Raw genomic sequence first — 16834 nt, forward strand, 5'->3', positions numbered from 1 at the left:
AAGCCGGTGCCTGTATGGGTATCCAGTCATTTCAACCCAACTGACTACAATCCGCCCCCATGGCGACTTCCCCCAAGACATCTTCAGACTCCGCTTCCGGCTATTCGGAAGGCTCCATCCGCGTGCTCAAGGGCCTCGAGCCCGTGAAGCAGCGCCCGGGCATGTACACCCGGACCGACAACCCCCTGCACATCATTCAGGAAGTGCTCGACAACGCCGCCGACGAAGCGCTGGCGGGCTACGGCAAGAAGATCAAGGTCACGCTGCACACCGACGGTTCGGTCAGCGTCGAGGACGACGGCCGCGGCATTCCCTTCGGCCTGCACCCCGAGGAAAAGGCCCCCGTGATCGAGCTGGTCTACACCCGGCTGCACGCCGGCGGCAAGTTCGACAAGGGCTCGGGCGGCGCCTACAGCTTCTCGGGCGGCCTGCACGGCGTGGGCGTGTCGGTGACCAACGCGCTGTCCAAGCGCCTCGAAGTCAGCTCGCACCGTGAAGGCTCGGTCGCGAAGCTGGCCTTCAGCGCCGGCGACGTGATCGAGGCGCTCGAAATCCGCAAGCTCGAAGCCGGCGAACGCAAGCAGGGCACCACCGTGCGCGCCTGGCCCGACGCCAAGTACTTCGAGACCGCCGCGCTGCCCATGGGCGAACTCACCCACCTGCTGCGCAGCAAGGCCGTGCTGATGCCCGGCGTGAGCGTCACGCTGGTGAATGAGAAGACCGGCGAAAGCCAGCAGTGGCTCTACAAGGGCGGCCTGAGCGACTACCTCATGCAGACGCTCAATGGCGACCCGGTCATTCCGCTGTTCGAAGGCAGCGGCCATGCCGACAAGAACGCCGACAACTTCGCCGAAGGCGAGGGCGCCGACTGGTGCGTGGCCTTCACCGAAGACGGCCAGCCGGTGCGCGAGAGCTACGTCAACCTGATTCCCACCAGCGCCGGCGGCACGCACGAAAGCGGCCTGCGCGACGGCCTGTTCACCGCGGTGAAGAGCTTCATCGAGCTGCACTCGCTGCTGCCCAAGGGCGTGAAGCTCCTGCCCGAGGACGTGTTCGCGCGCGCCTCGTACGTGCTCAGCGCCAAGGTGCTCGACCCGCAGTTCCAGGGCCAGATCAAGGAACGCCTGAATTCGCGCGACGCCGTGCGCCTGGTGTCCAGCTTCGTGCGTCCCACGCTCGAGCTGTGGCTCAATCAGCACGTCGACTACGGCAAGAAGCTGGCCGAGCTGGCCATCAAGGCCGCGCAGACGCGCCAGCGCGCCGGCCAGAAGGTCGAGAAGCGCAAGGGCTCCGGCGTGGCCGTGCTGCCCGGCAAGCTGACCGACTGCGAGAGCAAGGACATCAGCCACAACGAAGTGTTCCTGGTCGAGGGCGACTCCGCCGGCGGCAGCGCCAAGATGGGCCGCGACAAGGAAAGCCAGGCCATCCTGCCGCTGCGCGGCAAGGTGCTCAACACCTGGGAAGTCGAGCGCGACCGCCTGTTCGCCAACACCGAAATCCACGACATCTCGGTGGCCGTGGGCGTCGATCCGCACGGCCCCACCGATTCGCCCGACATGAGCGGCCTGCGCTACGGCAAGATCTGCATCCTGTCGGATGCCGACGTGGACGGCTCGCACATCCAGGTGCTGCTGCTCACGCTGTTCTTCCGGCACTTTCCCAAGCTCATCGAAGCCGGCCACGTGTATGTCGCAAAGCCGCCATTGTTCCGGGTCGATGCGCCCGCGCGCGGCAAGAAGCCGGCCTCCAAGGTCTATGCGCTGGACGAGGGCGAACTCACCGCCACGCTCGACAAATTGCGTAAAGATGGCGTGCGCGAAGGCGCCTGGAGCATCAGCCGTTTCAAGGGCCTGGGTGAAATGAACGCGGAACAATTGTGGGAAACCACGCTCAATCCGGACACCCGTCGCCTGATGAAGGTCCAATTGGGCCGGTTCGACTTTTCGTCCACCCAGGGCGAGATCACCAAGCTGATGGGCAAGGGCGAAGCGGCTGCGCGGCGCGAGCTCATGGAATTGCGCGCCGACGACGTCGACATCGACGTCTGACCTTTTCTTTCTTTTTCCTCACACGCATGTCGGTTTTCAAGCGTTCGCTGTGGTTGGCCTTTCTGTTGTGCACGCAGCAGGGGCTCGCGCACGCGGCCGACATCTACGGCTACATCGACAGCAACGGCGTGGCCCACTTTGCGGCCGAGAAGGTCGACGAGCGCTACAAGATCTTCTTCCAGGGCGGCCAGAGCTTCGACACCGCCAAGGGCATTTCGCCGCTGGGCCGCGGCGGCGGCATCAACCGCCGGCTCGACGGCAAGGTGTCGCCGGCCTCGCAGAACCTGCTGGCCATGTTCGAGGCCTCGCCCGGCTACAAGACCGCCAAGTCGGCGCTGCGCGATGCGTCGAGCAAGCACGCCATCGACTACGAGCTGCTGCAGGCGCTGGTCGCCACCGAATCGGGCTTCGACGCCAAGGCCGTCTCGCCCAAGGGCGCGATGGGGCTCATGCAGCTCATGCCCGCCACGGCGCAGCGCTACGGCGTGGCGACGGACAAGCGCGGCACGATCGAGAAAAAGCTGTTCGATCCGCACATCAACATCGCCGCCGGCTCGCGCTACCTGCGCGACCTGATCGCCATGTTCCCGGGCCAGATCGAACTCGCTTTGGCCGCCTACAACGCGGGCGAGGGCGCGGTGCAGCGCGCGGGCAACAAGATCCCGAACTACAAGGAAACGCAGAACTACGTGCAGACCGTGCTGCAGCTGTACGCGTACCTCAAACCCTCGGCCGTGACCGTGGGCGGCAACCTGCGCAGCGGCAGTGGCAGCAGCGGCGGCAAGACGCCGGGGCGCATCCGCATGGAGATGTCGGTGCCCAAGGGCGGTGCGATCGGTCGCGGCAACATGCCGTCCGAGTCGCCGCGCAACGTGCCGACGATGCCCGAGGTTCCCGAACTGTCCGACGCGCCGACCCGTGCGGCGGAGCCGGGCGATGCGTCTCCGTTGTCCTGACGCCGAAGACCGCGATGCACCCCTCTTTCACTTCGGGCTGAGCGCACCACGCACGCAGCCCCACGCAACTGTTTTCTTTCTCTCTTCTTCATGGACGACTCTCAACCTCCGCTCGACCTTGCAGGCCCCACCGACGGCGACACCACCCTCACGCTGGCCGACTACGCGCAGACCGCCTACCTCGAATACGCCCTGAGCGTGGTCAAGGGCCGCGCGCTGCCCGATGTGTCCGACGGCCAGAAGCCGGTGCAGCGGCGCATCCTCTACTCGATGTCGCGCATGGGCCTGGGCTTTGGCGGCACCAACGGCACCGTGGGCGCCAAGCCCGTGAAGAGCGCGCGCGTCGTCGGTGACGTGCTCGGCCGCTTCCACCCGCACAGCGACCAGGCCGCGTACGACGCGCTGGTGCGCATGGCGCAAGATTTTTCGCAGCGCTATCCGCTGGTCGACGGCCAGGGCAACTTCGGCAGCCGCGACGGCGACGGCGCCGCGGCCATGCGCTACACCGAAGCGCGCCTGGCGCGCATCACCAGCCTGCTGCTCGACGAGATCGACGAAGGCACGGTCGACTTCATTCCCAACTACGACGGCAGCACCGAAGAGCCGCGCCTCTTGCCCGCGCGGCTGCCGTTCACGCTGCTCAATGGCGCCAGCGGCATCGCCGTGGGCCTGGCCACCGAAATCCCGAGCCACAACCTGCGCGAAATTGCCGACGCCTGCGTGGCGCTGATCAAGTCGAACGGCAAGCTCAGCGAAGAGGAACTGCTGGCGATCGTGCCCGGCCCCGACTACCCGGGCGGCGCGCAGATCATCAGCGGCGCCAGCGACATCGCCGATGCGTACCGCACCGGCCGCGGCTCGCTCAAGGTGCGCGCGCGCTGGACGATCGAAGACCTCGCGCGCGGCCAGTGGCAGCTCGTGGTCAACGAACTGCCGCCCGGCGTCAGCACGCAGAAGGTGCTCGAAGAGATCGAGGAAATCACCAACCCGAAGGTCAAGGCCGGCAAGAAGGCGCTGAGTGCCGACCAGACCCAGCTGAAGGCAGCGATGCTGTCGATGCTCGACGTGGTGCGCGACGAGTCGAGCAAGGACGCCGCCGTGCGCCTGGTGTTCGAGCCCAAGACCTCGCGCATCAGCCAGGACGAGTTCGCGACCACGCTGCTGGCGCAGACCTCGCTCGAAACCTCGTCGTCGATCAACCTCACGATGGTCGGCATCGACGGCAAGCCCACGCAGAAGTCGCTGCGCCAGATGCTCAACGAGTGGATCGCGTTCCGCGAGATCACCGTCGAGAAGCGCTCGCGCCATCGCCTGGGCAAGGTGCAGGACCGCATCCACATCCTCGAAGGCCGGCAGCTGGTGCTGCTGAACATCGACGAGGTCATTGCCATCATCCGCGCGGCGGAAGACCCGAAGGCGGCGCTCATTGCGCGCTTCAACCTCAGCGACCGGCAGGCCGAGGACATCCTTGAAATCCGGCTGCGCCAACTCGCGCGGCTCGAAGCCATCAAGATCGAACAGGAGCTGGCCGGCCTGCGCGACGAGCAGAAAAAACTCGAAGACATCCTCTCCAGCCCGGCCGCGCTGCGCCGCCTGCTGGTGAAGGAAATCGAAGCCGACGCCAAGACCTTCGAAGACCCGCGCCGCACGCTCATCCAGGCCGAGAAGCGCGCCGTGGCCGAGGTGAAGGTGGTCGACGAGCCCGTCACCGTGATCGTGTCGCAGAAGGGCTGGGTGCGCGCGCAGAAGGGCTGGGCCAGCGAGAAGGCTGCAGGCAATGGCGGCACCGCACCCGAGTACAGCTTCAAGTCGGGCGACACGCTCTACGGCGCCTTCGAATGCCGCAGCGTCGACACGCTGCTGGTTTTCGGCAGCGCGAAGGACAAGAGCGTGCGCGTGTACACCGTGCCCGTGGCCTCGCTGCCCGGCGCGCGCGGCGACGGCCAGCCCGTCACCACGCTCATCGAACTCGATGCCGGCACGCACGTCACGCACTTCTTCGCGGGCCCGGTGGGCGCCTGCGTGCTGCTCGCCAACACGGGCGGCTACGGCTTCATGGCCACCGTCGAGAACATGATGTCGCGCCAGCGCGGCGGCAAGGCCTTCATCGACGTGGGTGAGGGCGAGCAGCTGTGCCGTCCGTCGCTGGTGGGCGGCGCGAGCGGCGCCGAGCCGATGCCGGCCGCCACGCACGTGGCCTGCGCCTCGAGCGGCAAGCGCATCCTGACCTTCGACATCACCGAGCTCAAGAGCCTGCCCAAGGGCGGTCGCGGCCTGACGCTGATCGACCTGGAGGCCAAGGACACGCTGGCCGGCGCGGTGGCCTACACGCGCTGCGTGCGGATCGAAGGCGTCGCCCGCGGCGGCAAGGAGCGCGAGGAAACGCTGGAGATCCGCTCGCTCAACAACGCGATGGGGACCCGCGGGCGCAAGGGCAAGGTGGCCGACCTCGGGTTCACGCCGGCGAGCGTCGTGCGGGTGCTCTGATGCTGGGCGGCATCGACATCAGCATCCTCGGCGTGATCCTCGCCGTGGTCACGGGCTTCGGCAGCTACATCCTGGGGCGCCGCATGCGCGAGAAGCGCCAGGGCAAGCGGCGCGCGAAGGACCGCGCCATCGCGCAGGCCAACGAGACGCGCCAGGTGCGGCGCGCGCGCGAGCGGCGCGAGCAGGAAGGCAAATAAGCGGGCGGCCTCACCAGCCGTCGTAGCCGCCGACGTTCTCGCGCGTCACGAGCTTCGACGGCAACAGCAGCACGCGCTGCTGGGGGTGCTGGCCCTTCAGGAGCTTCATCCCGATCTGCGCGGCCCGTCGGCCCATCAAGGTGGGTGATTGCGTCGCGCTGCCGGCGATCAACGTGGTCGGGTCTTGCAGCCGTTGCGCCACCTCGGGCGAACCGTCCATCGCCGTGATGACGATGTCGCGCCGCCCAGCGACCTGGGCCGCCAGTTCCGCGCCGATACCGCACAGGTCGTTGATGGCGAACACCCCGGCCAGCCGGGGGTGCAGGGCGAGCAGTCGCGTCATCTGTTCCACGCCGCCGTCCTTGGTGGCGCCGCCGTTCAATGCCATCGGCACGACGCGCACGCCGGGTGCGGCGTTCAGTGCTTCGCGACAACCGCCGACGCGGCCCACTGCGGCCGTGTTCGGCGGACCGTCGATGATCGCCACTTCGCCTTTGCCGCCGAGCCTGCGCACCAGGTGTTCGCAGGAGAGCTTGCCGGCCGCGCGGCTGTCCGTCACCACGGCCGCGTCCGCGCCCTGCACGAGCGCATCGACCGCCACCACCTTGATGCCGGAGGCGCGCGCCTCCGCGACGCGGGCGTGCAGGCTGGTCGAATCGACCGGTGTCACGATCACCAGCTGCACGCGCTGGCGGATCATTTCCTTGAGCTGCTCGTCCTGCCGCTGCGGATCGAACCCGCTGGACACGACCGTGATGTGCGCTGCGCCGCGACTGTCTTCGGCCAGCGTGCTTTCCACCGCGCGCGCGATGTAGGCAAAGAAGGGGTTGCGCAGGTCGCTCACGAGCACGCCGACGTGCGGGCCCTTGCCATGGTTGGCATGTGTCGCGAGCGCGCTGCCCGCGGGGCCTGCGGCGAGGAGGAGGGCCAGCAGCCAGGTGCGCCAGGGACGTTTCATGGGCATGGGTGCGAGGGCCTCGTTGCGAGAGGGGGCCGGTGAAGGGGTGGGGATGATGACATGTTCCGCACCGCCTCGCATCCGCGATCTGCGGCGGCAAGCGCGAGTGAATGGACGGACCTACCAGCCCCGGTAGGTGCCGATGTTGTCGCGGGTAGGCAGCGTGGGCGGCAGCAGCGTCAGACCTGGAGGCAGAAGGGGTTGCCCAGGTCGCTGACGCTCAGGCCGATGTGCGGCGCATGGGGGGCGCCCCCTTCGCTTTGCCCCTGTGGCCCGCGATCGATGCCAGCACGCGCCCCGCGGCGAAACCCCTGGCGATACGCGCCAGGCGGCGCCTTGGGGCGCGTGTCGAGATGGCGGGGATGCCGCCTCCTTTCTTGCCGGGTCTTCTTGTGATCACCTTGCTCCCTGTGGCTGCTGCCTTGCAGATGACGATGTCGTCCGCGATCGGCGTCCGGTGAGGGATTCGTCGCGGCGACACGGCGATTGAACCGGCCGCTGGTTAACTGTCTGTAAACCTTCCAAAAGTGGCGCGCAACATTTGATACGCACACCGCCGCGTGAACGGTGCGCTCCTCACTTCAGCCCGGCCCACCAACGCACATTGGTGCGCGCCTGGCCCACCGTGAGCACCTCGCCGATCACCGGCGTGGCCAGGTCGATCTTCTTGGCCTGCGCCAGGTCGGCGATGCGGTCCAGCGGGTCGTGCCAGGTGTGGAAGGCCAGGTCGAAGGTGCTGTTGTGCACCGAATAGAGCACCTTGCCGCGCAGGTCTTCGAAGGCTTGCACGCTCTGCTCGGGCGTCATGTGCACGCCGGGCCAGTAGGCGTCGGAGGCGCCGTTTTCCATCAGCGCGAGGTCGAAGCCGCCGAAGCGTTCGCCGATCTGCTTGAAGCCGGGGAAGTAGCCCGAGTCGCCGCTGTAGAAGATGCGCTGGTCGCCGCTTTGCACCACCCACGAGGCCCACAGCGTGCGGTCGCGGTCGGTCAGCGTGACCGCGCGGCCCGAGAAATGCTGCGCGGGCGTGGCGGTGAGCTTCACGCCCGCATGCTCGCCGCCTTGCCACCAGTCGAGCTCGGTCACGCGCTCGGCGGGCACGCCCATGTCGATCAGCCGGGCGCGCACGCCCAGCGGCACGAAGTAGCGCTGCACGCGCGTGGCCAGGTACTCGATGGTGGCGACGTCGAGGTGGTCGTAGTGGTCGTGCGAGAGGATCACGGCCTCGATCGGCGGCAGCTGCTCCAGCTGGATCGGCGGCTTGTGAAAGCGCTTCGGCCCGACCCACGTGAAGGGCGAGACGCGCTCGCTGAACACGGGGTCGATGAGCCAGTACTTGCCCTTGAGCTTCAGCAGGTGCGACGAGTGGCCCAGGCGCACCACATGGTTGGCGTCGGCCGCGAGCGCGTCGAGCGCCTGGGGCGTCAGGGCGCGCACCGGAATGGGGTCGACCGGCACGGTGTCGACCTTGCTGCCGACGATGAAGCGCGACCAGATGCGCCAGGTGCTGGCGGCGGGCTGCAGCTCGGGGTTGGGCATGTTCTGGAACACGCCGCCCTTGAACTGCGGCGAGTTGTCGTAGCGCGTTTCCCCGCCGCCGGCGCTGCTGCAGCCGGCCACGAACGCGCAGCCGGCCGTGGCGAGCACCGCGCTGCGGCGCAGCAGCCGGGGTAAATAAGCGCCTTGCGAATCCGATTCGTCAGCCATGGGAAGCCCTCTGCGTGTGTGTTGGTCTTGAGGCGCGAGACTAGCGGGAGTTGGCTTTTCAATGGTTTCAGCGACAGAAACATTCGGCGGGCGGGGGCAATGCGCGGGCCGGCGGCATACTCCGGCGATCCACGTCCACAGCCTTTCATCGCCATGAAAACTGCCATCCTCGTCATCGACATGCAGCGCGGCCTTTGCGACGATCCGCCCCGGCCGTACGAGGCCGAAGCGGTCATCGGGCGCATCAACGCGCTCACGGCACGGGCCCGCGCGGCCGGCGTGCCGGTGGCCTTCGTCCAGCACGAGAACGCCATCGATCTGGAATTCGATTCCGAACGCTGGCAGCTGGCCGATGCCTTGCAGGTGGTGCCGGCGGACGCGCGCCTGCGCAAGACCACGCCCGACGCGTTCCTGCGCACGCCGCTCGAAGCCTGGCTGTCGGGGCAGGGCGTGCGGCGCGTGGTGGTCTGCGGCTATTCGTCGGAGTTCTGCGTGGACACCACCGTGCGCCGCGCCGCCGCGCTGGGCTACGAGGTGGTGCTGGCGGCCGACGCCCACACCTCGCACGACAAGCCGCATGCCAAGGGCGCCTTCATCCGCACGCACCACAACGCGACGCTGTCGGACATAACGAGCTTCGGCGTGCCGATCCGCGCGATCGACAGCGCGGACGTTGTTTTCGGCGATTGATCGGGTTGGGGACGGCCTTCAGGGCGCGTGCACAGGCCACCGGGTACTTCCCTCCGCGAATGTCCCCCGGCCTGCGGCCTCCTCCTTGATTTCGCTGCGGGAAGCACCCAGTGTCCTGCGCACTGGACGCGCTGCTGGTGCTCGCCGATCAACGACTGCACTGCCCAACGCTCACGTCGATGGGGTGCCTTGCGCAGCGAAATCAAGAGGGAGGCCGCAGGCCGGAGGACATTCGCGGAGCAAGGTACCCCGTCGGCGTGAGCGTCGCCCTGAACCAGACCCTCAGTCCGCCCCCGCCCGCCACACCCGCGCGAGCGCAGCCAGCTTGCCCCTGAAACTCAGCTTGTCATTCGACAGCGCATCGATGAAGTCCGACAGCCGCTGCGACTTCACCATCGTGTAGATCGTGAGCCAGGTGGTGAGCACGAACACCACGCCGAACCAGATCGCCTTGCGCCACAGCGGCGCATCGGCTTCGGCCAGCAGGTTCATGCCGAGGAAGCCGGTGGTGACGGTGCCGATGAGGCCGAACAGCGTGACCACCGTGAGCCGCACGACGGTGCTGGCCTGCCGGCGCAGGCTGTCGGCATCGAGGTAGGTGTTCATGTCGGCGATGCGCGCCTTGACCTCGTCGTACAGCGGGTCGAGCCCGAGGTGCGCGGCGCACATGTGCGAGAGCGCGCGCACCTGCGCCTGCTCCGAGATCTCGTGGAACCAGTAGCGGTGCGTGAAGCGCAAAAAGCGCTCGAAGCTCGCGCGGATGGCGCGCTTGAACTGCTTCACGCTCGGCGTGCTGCGGATGTCGAGCTTCTTCAGCGCTTCCACCAGCTGGTCCGAGAACATGAGCAACGAAGCCTTCTGGAAATGCGCGATGAGGAACAGCAGGAAGTGCTGGTGCCTGAACTGCGCGAGCACGCCGCGGTCGCGGCAGCAGAAGAACTCGGAGCGCGCGTCGCCCACCACGATGAGGGCGTGGCCGTTGCACAGGTAGCGCGTGTTGGGCGCCGCGCCCGCGTTCACCCAGAAGCGGTCGTAGCAGTACTTGTGCTCGAAGTCGGCCAGGTGGTGCTCGGCATAGGGCAGGTGGGCGTCGGCGCCGCCCGCGCCGGTGACGAGCGCGAGCCGCACGAAGTCGTCGCGCGTGAGGCGGCGCGGATCGTCCATCGACAGGTACGCCATCACCGGCATGCGGTAGTACTCGATCTGGCGGTAGCGCAGCACACCGGGGTCGTCCGAATGGTCGCTCACCAGCGGCTGCATCAGGTAGGCCCAGTGCGCGGCGATGCGCGGCGCGCGGTGCTGGGCCACGTGCGACAGGAAGGCGTCGCGCTGCTGCGCGTCGGAGGCGGCGAGCACGCGGCCGTCGGCGTCCAGCCACTCGACGCTGGCCATGCAGTGCAGGGCGGCGCCGTCGGGCTCCCAGCCCGAAGGGTAGGCGCGGCCGAAGCGGTAGAGGATGTCCTGCGCCTGCGCCAGGCTCAGGTGGTCGGTGCCGACCTCGAGGTTGAGCAGCACCACGTCGATGTCGAAGAAGAAGTACAGGTCGCAGTGAATCACGTCGAGGGTGATGGGCGCCTCGCCGGGGTGCGCCACCAGCCGCACGGACGCGATGTCGCGGCGGCGGAACACGCGCATCGGCGAATCACCGTCGCTGCCTGTGCCGTCGCTGGTGCTGCCGCGCGATCGGCCTTCGCCGTACAGGAAGCGCTGCACGTAGGGCAGGAAGCTCACGAACTCGTTGTAGTGGCGCTCGTGGAAGCGGCCGCTGTCGCCGGTGTACTCGTCGACTTCCTCGCGCCAGGGCGAGGCCTCGCCCAGGTCGCGCAGCACGTGCCAGGGGCCGTGGTGCGTGGGCGCCGCGCCAGGCGCCGGCACGAGGCGCAAGGGCCAAAGCAGCGCCTGCCGGAAATGCTGCACGACGGGGCCGGTGGCCGGGGTGCCTGCCGGGGAAGAAGTGGGGTCCGCGTGGGGGTTCGGCATCGCGCCAGTGTAGGCAGGCGGGTGAGTCAAAACGCCCACCTAGGGGAATCCCTAGCTAGGTCTGAAACCGGTTTCATTTAAGCTGCAAGCATTCCTTTCAGGGTCTGCGCACGGCCTGGCCGTGCACGCTCCGCCATGAACTACCAGTTCCAATTCGACGCCGTCTTTGCCGCCTGGCCGCTGCTGCTCAAGGGCACGTGGATCACGGTGCAGCTCTCGCTCACCGCCACCCTGCTGGGGCTGGTGGTGGCCATCTTCTGTGCCTGGGGCAAGACCTCGGGGCCGGGCTGGCTGCGCTTCATCGTCAATGCCTACATCGAGGTGATCCGCAACACGCCGTTCCTCGTGCAGCTGTTTTTCTTCTTCTTCGCGCTGCCGGCCATCGGCCTGCGCTGGTCGCCGCAAACGGCCGCGCTGGTGGCGATGGTGGTGAACCTGGGCGCCTACGCCACGGAGATCATCCGCGCGGGCATCGAGTCAATTCCCAAGGGCCAGATCGAGGCGGGCCGCGCGCTCAACCTCAAGCCCTGGGAAATCTTCCGCTTCGTGATCATCAAGCCCGCGCTGAAGGCGATCTACCCGGCGCTCACGAGCCAGTTCATCTTGCTGATGCTGAGTTCGGCCGTGGTGTCGGTCATCTCGGCCGACGACCTGACCTCGGTGGCCGCCAACCTGCAGTCGCAGACCTTCCGCAGCTTCGAGATCTACATCGTCGTGGCCGGCATCTACCTCGCGCTGGCGCTGGCCTTCTCGGCCATGTTCAAGCTGATCTACAAGCGCACGCTCAACTATCCGGACCGCCGGTAACTGACCACGACGGACGGAGCACACACCATGCGCACCTTCGGTTTTCCCGAATTCCTTTTCATCCTCGAAGCGGCCCAGTGGACGCTGGCGCTGTCGGCCATCGCCTTCGTGGGCGGCGCCGTCCTGGGGCTGCTCATCGCGCTCATGCGCACGTCGGAATCGACGTGGGCGCGCGCCGTGTCGACCACCTTCATCCAGATCTTCCAGGGCACGCCGCTGCTGCTGCAGCTGTTCCTGGTGTTCTTCGGCGCGCCGGTGCTGGGGCTGGACATCAACCCGTGGGTGGCCGCGGGCGTGGCGCTGGTCCTGAACAGCGCGGCCTTCCTGGGCGAAATCTGGCGCGGCTGCATCCAGGCCATTCCGCGCGGCCAGTGGGAGGCGGCGCAGGCGCTGAACCTGCACTACGTGGCGCGCATGCGCGACGTGGTGCTGCCGCAGGCTTTCAAGATCGCGCTGGCGCCCACGGTGGGCTACCTGGTGCAGATCATCAAGGGCACGTCGCTCGCGGCCATCATCGGTTTCGTCGAGGTCACGCGCGCCGGACAGATCGTCAACAACGCCACCTTCCAGCCGCTCATCGTGTTCTCGGTGGTGGCCGCCATCTACTTCGTGATCTGCTGGCCGCTGTCGCTGCTGGCGGCGCGCATGGAGCGCAAGCGCGCCCAGGCGCTCGCACGTTGACCCTTTTCGCTTTTCCTTTCTCGTCGCTTCCTTTCTTTCTTCAGGAGACACATCCAATGACCGTTACCACCACCCGCCGCGCTGCCATCGCAGCCCTGGGCCTCGGCGCCGCGCTGACCGTGTTCGCTCCCTTCGCTTCGGCACAAAGCATGGCCGACATCAAGAAGAAGGGCGAGATCACCATCGGCATGCTGGTCGACTTCCCGCCCTACGGCACCACCGACGCCAAGAACCAGCCCGACGGCTACGACGCCGACGTGGCCAAGCTGCTGGCCAAGGACTGGGGCGTCAAGGCCAACATCGTGCCGGTCACGGGCCCGAACCGCATTCCGTTCCTGTTGACCAACAAGGTCGACCTGCTGGTGGCTTCGCTGGCCGTGACGCCCGAGCGCGCCAAGCAGGTGCAGTTCTCGCAGCCCTACGCGGCCGCGACCATCGTGCTGTACGGCGCGACCAAGACCTCCATCAAGGCAGCAGGCGACCTGAAGGGCCTGCGCGTGGGCGTGGCCCGCGCATCGACGCAAGACGTGGCCGTGACCAAGGCCGCACCGGAAGGCACCGAAATCCGTCGCTTCGACGATGACGCCTCGGCCATGCAGGCGCTGATCTCGGGCCAGGTCGATGCGATCGGCTGCTCGGTCACCGTCGCGGCGCAGATCGCCAAGCGCGTGCCGGCCAACACCTTCGAAAACAAGTTCACGCTGGTGCAGCAATCGATGGGCATCGCGATGCGCCCGGGCCAGGAAGAACTCACCAAGGCCGTGAACGCCTTCGTGCAGAAGAACACCGCCAACGGCGAGCTGAACAAGCTCTATCAAAAGTGGCTGCAGGCCGACCTGCCCAAGATGCAGTGAGCCCCCGCGGCTGAAGAAGAAGGAATCCTGGCATGACGACGGAATCGATCATCCGCATGGAAGCGGTCAACAAGTGGTACGGTGAATTCCAGGTGTTGACCGGCATCGACCTGTCGGTGCGCCAGGGCGAGCGCATCGTGATCTGCGGGCCCTCGGGCTCGGGCAAATCGACGCTCATCCGCTGCATCAACCGGCTCGAGACGGTGCAAAAGGGCCGCATCGTGGTCGACGGCATCGACCTCACGGCCGGTGGCAAGAACGTCGATGCGGTGCGTGCCGAAGTCGGCATGGTGTTCCAGCAGTTCAACCTGTTCCCGCACCTCACCATCCTGGAGAACTGCACGCTGGCGCCGATGCGCTCGCGCGGCATGACCAAGGCGCAGGCGGAAGAGGTGGCCATGAAGTACCTCACGCGCGTGCGCATTCCCGAGCAGGCCAAGAAGTACCCGAGCCAGCTCTCGGGCGGCCAGCAGCAGCGCGTGGCCATTGCGCGCGCGCTGTGCATGTCGCCCAAGATCATGCTGTTCGACGAGCCCACCTCCGCGCTCGACCCCGAGATGGTCAAGGAAGTGCTCGACACCATGATCGGCCTGGCCGAAGACGGCATGACCATGCTGTGCGTGACGCACGAAATGGGCTTTGCCCGCAGTGTGGCCGACCGTGTGATCTTCATGGCCGACGGCAAGATCGTCGAGCAGGCACCGCCGCAGGAGTTCTTCGGCAACCCCAAGGACGAGCGCACGCGGCAGTTCCTCGGGCAAATCCTCAGCTCGCACCAAGCCCACTGATGGCCTTCGAAGTCCTGATTTCTCTGTCGTCCTTCGGTGCGGCCGAGGTGGGGCGGCACGGCCAGCTCTGGTGCTCGCAACTCTCGCGCGCGGCCGGTGCCGATTCGGTGGAAGTGCGCGGCGAAATGCTGCGCGACGCCGATGCGGAACTGCCTGCGCTCAACGGTCTTGCTTCCGTGTACTCCAGCCCCGAGGGCCTGTGGGCCGAAGGCGGCTGGCTCGACAGTGCCGCGCTGCAACGCGGCATCGCCGCCGCCACGCGCGTGGGCGCCAGGCGGCTCAAGATGTCCATCGGCGACTTCCAGGCTTCGTCGCACGGCTCGCTCTGGGGCCTGAAGGTGGCGCTGGCCGAAACGCGCGTCGAGCTGCTGATCGAGAACGACCAGACCGTGCGCGCCGGCACGCTGGCCGCGCTGCAGACCTTCTTCGACGTGGCTGACCGCGCCGGCGTGCCGCTCGGAATGACCTTCGACGTGGGCAACTGGCACTGGCTCGGCGAGTGCCCGCTGCAGGCCGCGCAGGCGCTCGGCCACCGCGTGCGCTACGTGCATTGCAAGGGCGCGCAGCGCCTGCCGCACAAGTGGGTGGCGGTGCCGCTGGGCGACTCGGTCGCGCCGTGGCGCGCGGTGCTTCGCGCACTGCCGGCCGACGTGCCGCACGCCATCGAATACCCGCTCGTGGGCGACGACCTGCTGGCCGTCACCCGCACGCAGATCGACTTCATCCGCGCCGCACGGGCGTAGGAACACACACATGACGCAACCCACCGCCTTCGACGTCGCGCTGTTCGGCGAAGCCATGCTGCTGCTCGTGGCCGACCGGCCCGGCCCGCTGGAAGACGCCCAGTCCTTCCACAAGCGCACCGCCGGTGCCGAGACCAACGTGGCCATCGGCCTGTCGCGCCTGGGCCTGAAGGTCGGCTGGGCCAGCCGCCTGGGCACCGACTCCATGGGCCGCGCGCTGCTGGCCGCGATGCGCGCCGAAGGCATCGACTGCTCGCACGTGATCACCGACGCGACGCAGCGCACCGGCTTCCAGTTCAAGGGCCGCGTCACCGACGGCAGCGACCCGCCGATCGAATACCACCGCAAGGGCTCGGCCGCCAGCCACATGGGCCCGGCCGATGTCGACGAAGCCTGGCTGCGCTCGGCGCGCCACCTGCATGCCACCGGCGTGTTCGCCGCCATCTCCGAGACCAGCCTGCAGGCCGCGCTCAAGTCGATGGACGTGATGCGCGCCGCAGGCCGCACCATCTCGTTCGACACCAACCTGCGGCCCACGCTGTGGTCGTCCACCGAGACCATGCGCCACTGGGTGAACGAGCTCGCCTCGCGCGCCGATTGGGTGCTGCCCGGCATCGAAGAGGGCCTGCTGCTCACGGGCCACGACAAGCCCGAAGACGTGGCGAAGTTCTACCGCGAGCGCGGTGCGAAGCTGGTCGTCGTCAAGCTCGGCGCGGCCGGCGCCTACTACGACAGCGACCTGGCCGGCACCGGCCACGTCGACGGCTTCCCGGTGAAGGAAGTGATCGACACCGTGGGCGCGGGCGACGGCTTTGCGGCCGGCGTGGTGAGCGCGTTGCTTGAAGGCCGCAGCGTGCCCGACGCGGTGCGCCGCGGCGCCTGGATCGGCGCGCGCGCCGTGCAGGTGCTCGGCGACACCGAAGGCCTGCCGACGCGGGCGCAACTCGAAGAAGCGGGACTGTGATGACGACCAAGAACGTGCTGGTGTTCCGGCCGCTGCCCGACGACCAGCTCGCGCGCCTGCAGGCCGCGCATCACGTCACCGTGGCCGATCCGCGCAAGGAGCCCGAGGCCTTTGCGGCCGCGCTCGCCACCGCGCACGGCCTGATCGGCTCCAGCCATCCGGTCGATGCCGCGCTGCTCGATGCGGCGCCGCAGCTCGAGGTGATTTCGAGCGTGTCGGTCGGCGTCGACAACTACCCGCTGGCCGAACTGCACCGCCGCGGCATCCTGCTGTGCCACACGCCCGACGTGCTCACCGAGACGGTGGCCGACACGGTGTTCGCGATCCTCATGGCCACGCAGCGCCGCGTGGTCGAGCTGTCGACGATGGTGCGCGAAGGCCGCTGGACGAAGAACATCGGCGAGGAACTCTTCGGCACCGACGTGCACGGCAAGACGCTGGGCATCCTCGGCTTTGGCCGCATCGGCCAGGCCGTGGCGCGCCGCGCCGCGCTGGGCTTCGGGATGCCGGTGCTCTACCACGCGCGCCGTCCGGTCGACCTGGCCGCGCAGGCGTCCGAGCTGCAGGGCCGCGCCACGCACACGCCGCTGGACGACCTGCTTGCGCGCGCCGACATCGTGCTGGCGATGCTGCCGCTGACCGACGCCACGCGCGGCATGATCGACGCCGCGTTCTTCGCGCGCATGAAGCCGGGCGCGTCGTTCATCAACGGCGGCCGTGGCGCCACCGTGAACGAAGCCGCGCTGCTCGACGCGCTGGACCACGGCACCTTGCGCGCCGCCGGCCTCGACGTGTTCGCGAAGGAGCCGCTGCCGGCCGACTCGCCGCTGCGCACGCACCCGCGCGTCACGCCGCTGCCGCACATCGGCTCGGCCACGCACGAGACGCGCCACGCGATGGCCGAGCTGGCCACGACCAACCTGCTGCAGGTGCTGGCCGGCCAGAAGCCCACGGCCCCCTACGACACCGCCGCCTGA

Annotated in this window: 15 protein-coding genes; 12 read left to right on the forward strand and 3 right to left on the reverse strand. The window is 67.9% G+C overall.

Features of this window, described 5'->3' with window-relative positions; translation table 11 throughout:
* The first annotated feature begins 59 nt into the window (after positions 1-59).
* The 4 genes from AC07OH_RS02050 to AC07OH_RS02065 all read left to right on the forward strand — a co-directional run bounded on the left by AC07OH_RS02050 (position 60) and on the right by AC07OH_RS02065 (position 5688).
* Positions 60-2048 carry a DNA topoisomerase IV subunit B gene (locus AC07OH_RS02050; RefSeq protein ID WP_495299393.1) on the forward strand — a complete coding sequence of 663 codons (1989 nt, stop codon included), beginning with the start codon at positions 60-62 and terminating at the stop codon, positions 2046-2048.
* Positions 2049-2074: 26 nt separating this feature from the next.
* Positions 2075-3004: a lytic transglycosylase domain-containing protein gene (locus tag AC07OH_RS02055; RefSeq protein ID WP_495299394.1), complete on the forward strand. Its 930-nt coding sequence runs from the start codon at positions 2075-2077 to the stop codon at positions 3002-3004.
* A gap of 90 nt (positions 3005-3094) precedes the next feature.
* A complete protein-coding gene (gene parC / locus AC07OH_RS02060; RefSeq protein ID WP_495299395.1) occupies positions 3095-5491 on the forward strand; it encodes a DNA topoisomerase IV subunit A in 2397 nt (798 codons plus the stop codon).
* Positions 5491-5688: a hypothetical protein gene (locus tag AC07OH_RS02065; RefSeq protein WP_225617000.1), complete on the forward strand. Its 198-nt coding sequence runs from the start codon at positions 5491-5493 to the stop codon at positions 5686-5688. Before parC ends, AC07OH_RS02065 begins: the two co-directional genes overlap by 1 nt.
* 10 nt (positions 5689-5698) lie before the next feature.
* Here AC07OH_RS02065 and AC07OH_RS02070 read toward each other — a convergent pair whose 3' ends face one another.
* Complete coding sequence (locus AC07OH_RS02070) at positions 5699-6646, reverse strand: ABC transporter substrate-binding protein (RefSeq protein WP_495299396.1); 948 nt, start codon at positions 6644-6646, stop codon at positions 5699-5701.
* 576 nt (positions 6647-7222) lie between these two features.
* A complete protein-coding gene (locus tag AC07OH_RS02075) occupies positions 7223-8350 on the reverse strand; it encodes an MBL fold metallo-hydrolase (protein ID WP_495299397.1) in 1128 nt (375 codons plus the stop codon).
* Between the two features lie 153 nt (positions 8351-8503).
* On the opposite strand from AC07OH_RS02075, the gene AC07OH_RS02080 reads away from it, so the two are divergent.
* Positions 8504-9040: a cysteine hydrolase family protein gene (locus AC07OH_RS02080; RefSeq protein WP_495299398.1), complete on the forward strand. Its 537-nt coding sequence runs from the start codon at positions 8504-8506 to the stop codon at positions 9038-9040.
* Positions 9041-9322: 282 nt separating this feature from the next.
* Here AC07OH_RS02080 and AC07OH_RS02085 read toward each other — a convergent pair whose 3' ends face one another.
* The gene (locus tag AC07OH_RS02085) at positions 9323-11020 is read right to left on the reverse strand and encodes a hypothetical protein (protein WP_495299399.1); all 1698 of its coding nucleotides are present in this window, start codon (positions 11018-11020) and stop codon (positions 9323-9325) included.
* A gap of 135 nt (positions 11021-11155) precedes the next feature.
* Between AC07OH_RS02085 and AC07OH_RS02090 the strand changes: the two genes are divergently transcribed.
* The 7 genes from AC07OH_RS02090 to AC07OH_RS02120 are packed head-to-tail and all read left to right on the forward strand — an operon-like array spanning position 11156 to position 16834.
* Positions 11156-11827 (forward strand): amino acid ABC transporter permease, encoded by a 672-nt coding sequence (locus AC07OH_RS02090; RefSeq protein WP_056583288.1) that lies wholly within the window; start codon positions 11156-11158, stop codon positions 11825-11827.
* Between the two features lie 27 nt (positions 11828-11854).
* Complete coding sequence (locus AC07OH_RS02095; protein WP_495299400.1) at positions 11855-12508, forward strand: amino acid ABC transporter permease; 654 nt, start codon at positions 11855-11857, stop codon at positions 12506-12508.
* Between the two features lie 56 nt (positions 12509-12564).
* Entirely contained in the window at positions 12565-13362 is a 798-nt protein-coding gene (locus AC07OH_RS02100) for a transporter substrate-binding domain-containing protein (protein ID WP_307694136.1), read from the forward strand.
* A 32-nt stretch (positions 13363-13394) separates the two neighbouring features.
* Positions 13395-14150 carry an amino acid ABC transporter ATP-binding protein gene (locus tag AC07OH_RS02105; RefSeq protein ID WP_056583293.1) on the forward strand — a complete coding sequence of 252 codons (756 nt, stop codon included), beginning with the start codon at positions 13395-13397 and terminating at the stop codon, positions 14148-14150.
* Positions 14150-14893: a sugar phosphate isomerase/epimerase family protein gene (locus tag AC07OH_RS02110; RefSeq protein WP_495299401.1), complete on the forward strand. Its 744-nt coding sequence runs from the start codon at positions 14150-14152 to the stop codon at positions 14891-14893. The genes AC07OH_RS02105 and AC07OH_RS02110 overlap by 1 nt, the downstream gene beginning before the upstream one ends.
* Before the next feature lie 10 nt (positions 14894-14903).
* Positions 14904-15857 (forward strand): sugar kinase, encoded by a 954-nt coding sequence (locus AC07OH_RS02115; protein ID WP_495299402.1) that lies wholly within the window; start codon positions 14904-14906, stop codon positions 15855-15857.
* On the forward strand, positions 15857-16834 hold the full coding sequence (locus AC07OH_RS02120) for a 2-hydroxyacid dehydrogenase (protein WP_495299403.1): 978 nt from the start codon (positions 15857-15859) through the stop codon (positions 16832-16834). Before AC07OH_RS02115 ends, AC07OH_RS02120 begins: the two co-directional genes overlap by 1 nt.

Source organism: Variovorax sp. GW821-FHT10C12, from assembly GCF_059415405.1.

Coding starts and splice junctions, on each gene's coding strand:
- AC07OH_RS02050 (WP_495299393.1), top strand. CDS start 60: ATGGCGACTTCCCCCAAGACATCTTCAGACTCCGCTTCCGGCTATTCG.
- AC07OH_RS02055 (WP_495299394.1), top strand. CDS start 2,075: ATGTCGGTTTTCAAGCGTTCGCTGTGGTTGGCCTTTCTGTTGTGCACG.
- parC (WP_495299395.1), top strand. CDS start 3,095: ATGGACGACTCTCAACCTCCGCTCGACCTTGCAGGCCCCACCGACGGC.
- AC07OH_RS02065 (WP_225617000.1), top strand. CDS start 5,491: ATGCTGGGCGGCATCGACATCAGCATCCTCGGCGTGATCCTCGCCGTG.
- AC07OH_RS02070 (WP_495299396.1), bottom strand. CDS start 6,646: ATGAAACGTCCCTGGCGCACCTGGCTGCTGGCCCTCCTCCTCGCCGCA.
- AC07OH_RS02075 (WP_495299397.1), bottom strand. CDS start 8,350: ATGGCTGACGAATCGGATTCGCAAGGCGCTTATTTACCCCGGCTGCTG.
- AC07OH_RS02080 (WP_495299398.1), top strand. CDS start 8,504: ATGAAAACTGCCATCCTCGTCATCGACATGCAGCGCGGCCTTTGCGAC.
- AC07OH_RS02085 (WP_495299399.1), bottom strand. CDS start 11,020: ATGCCGAACCCCCACGCGGACCCCACTTCTTCCCCGGCAGGCACCCCG.
- AC07OH_RS02090 (WP_056583288.1), top strand. CDS start 11,156: ATGAACTACCAGTTCCAATTCGACGCCGTCTTTGCCGCCTGGCCGCTG.
- AC07OH_RS02095 (WP_495299400.1), top strand. CDS start 11,855: ATGCGCACCTTCGGTTTTCCCGAATTCCTTTTCATCCTCGAAGCGGCC.
- AC07OH_RS02100 (WP_307694136.1), top strand. CDS start 12,565: ATGACCGTTACCACCACCCGCCGCGCTGCCATCGCAGCCCTGGGCCTC.
- AC07OH_RS02105 (WP_056583293.1), top strand. CDS start 13,395: ATGACGACGGAATCGATCATCCGCATGGAAGCGGTCAACAAGTGGTAC.
- AC07OH_RS02110 (WP_495299401.1), top strand. CDS start 14,150: ATGGCCTTCGAAGTCCTGATTTCTCTGTCGTCCTTCGGTGCGGCCGAG.
- AC07OH_RS02115 (WP_495299402.1), top strand. CDS start 14,904: ATGACGCAACCCACCGCCTTCGACGTCGCGCTGTTCGGCGAAGCCATG.
- AC07OH_RS02120 (WP_495299403.1), top strand. CDS start 15,857: ATGACGACCAAGAACGTGCTGGTGTTCCGGCCGCTGCCCGACGACCAG.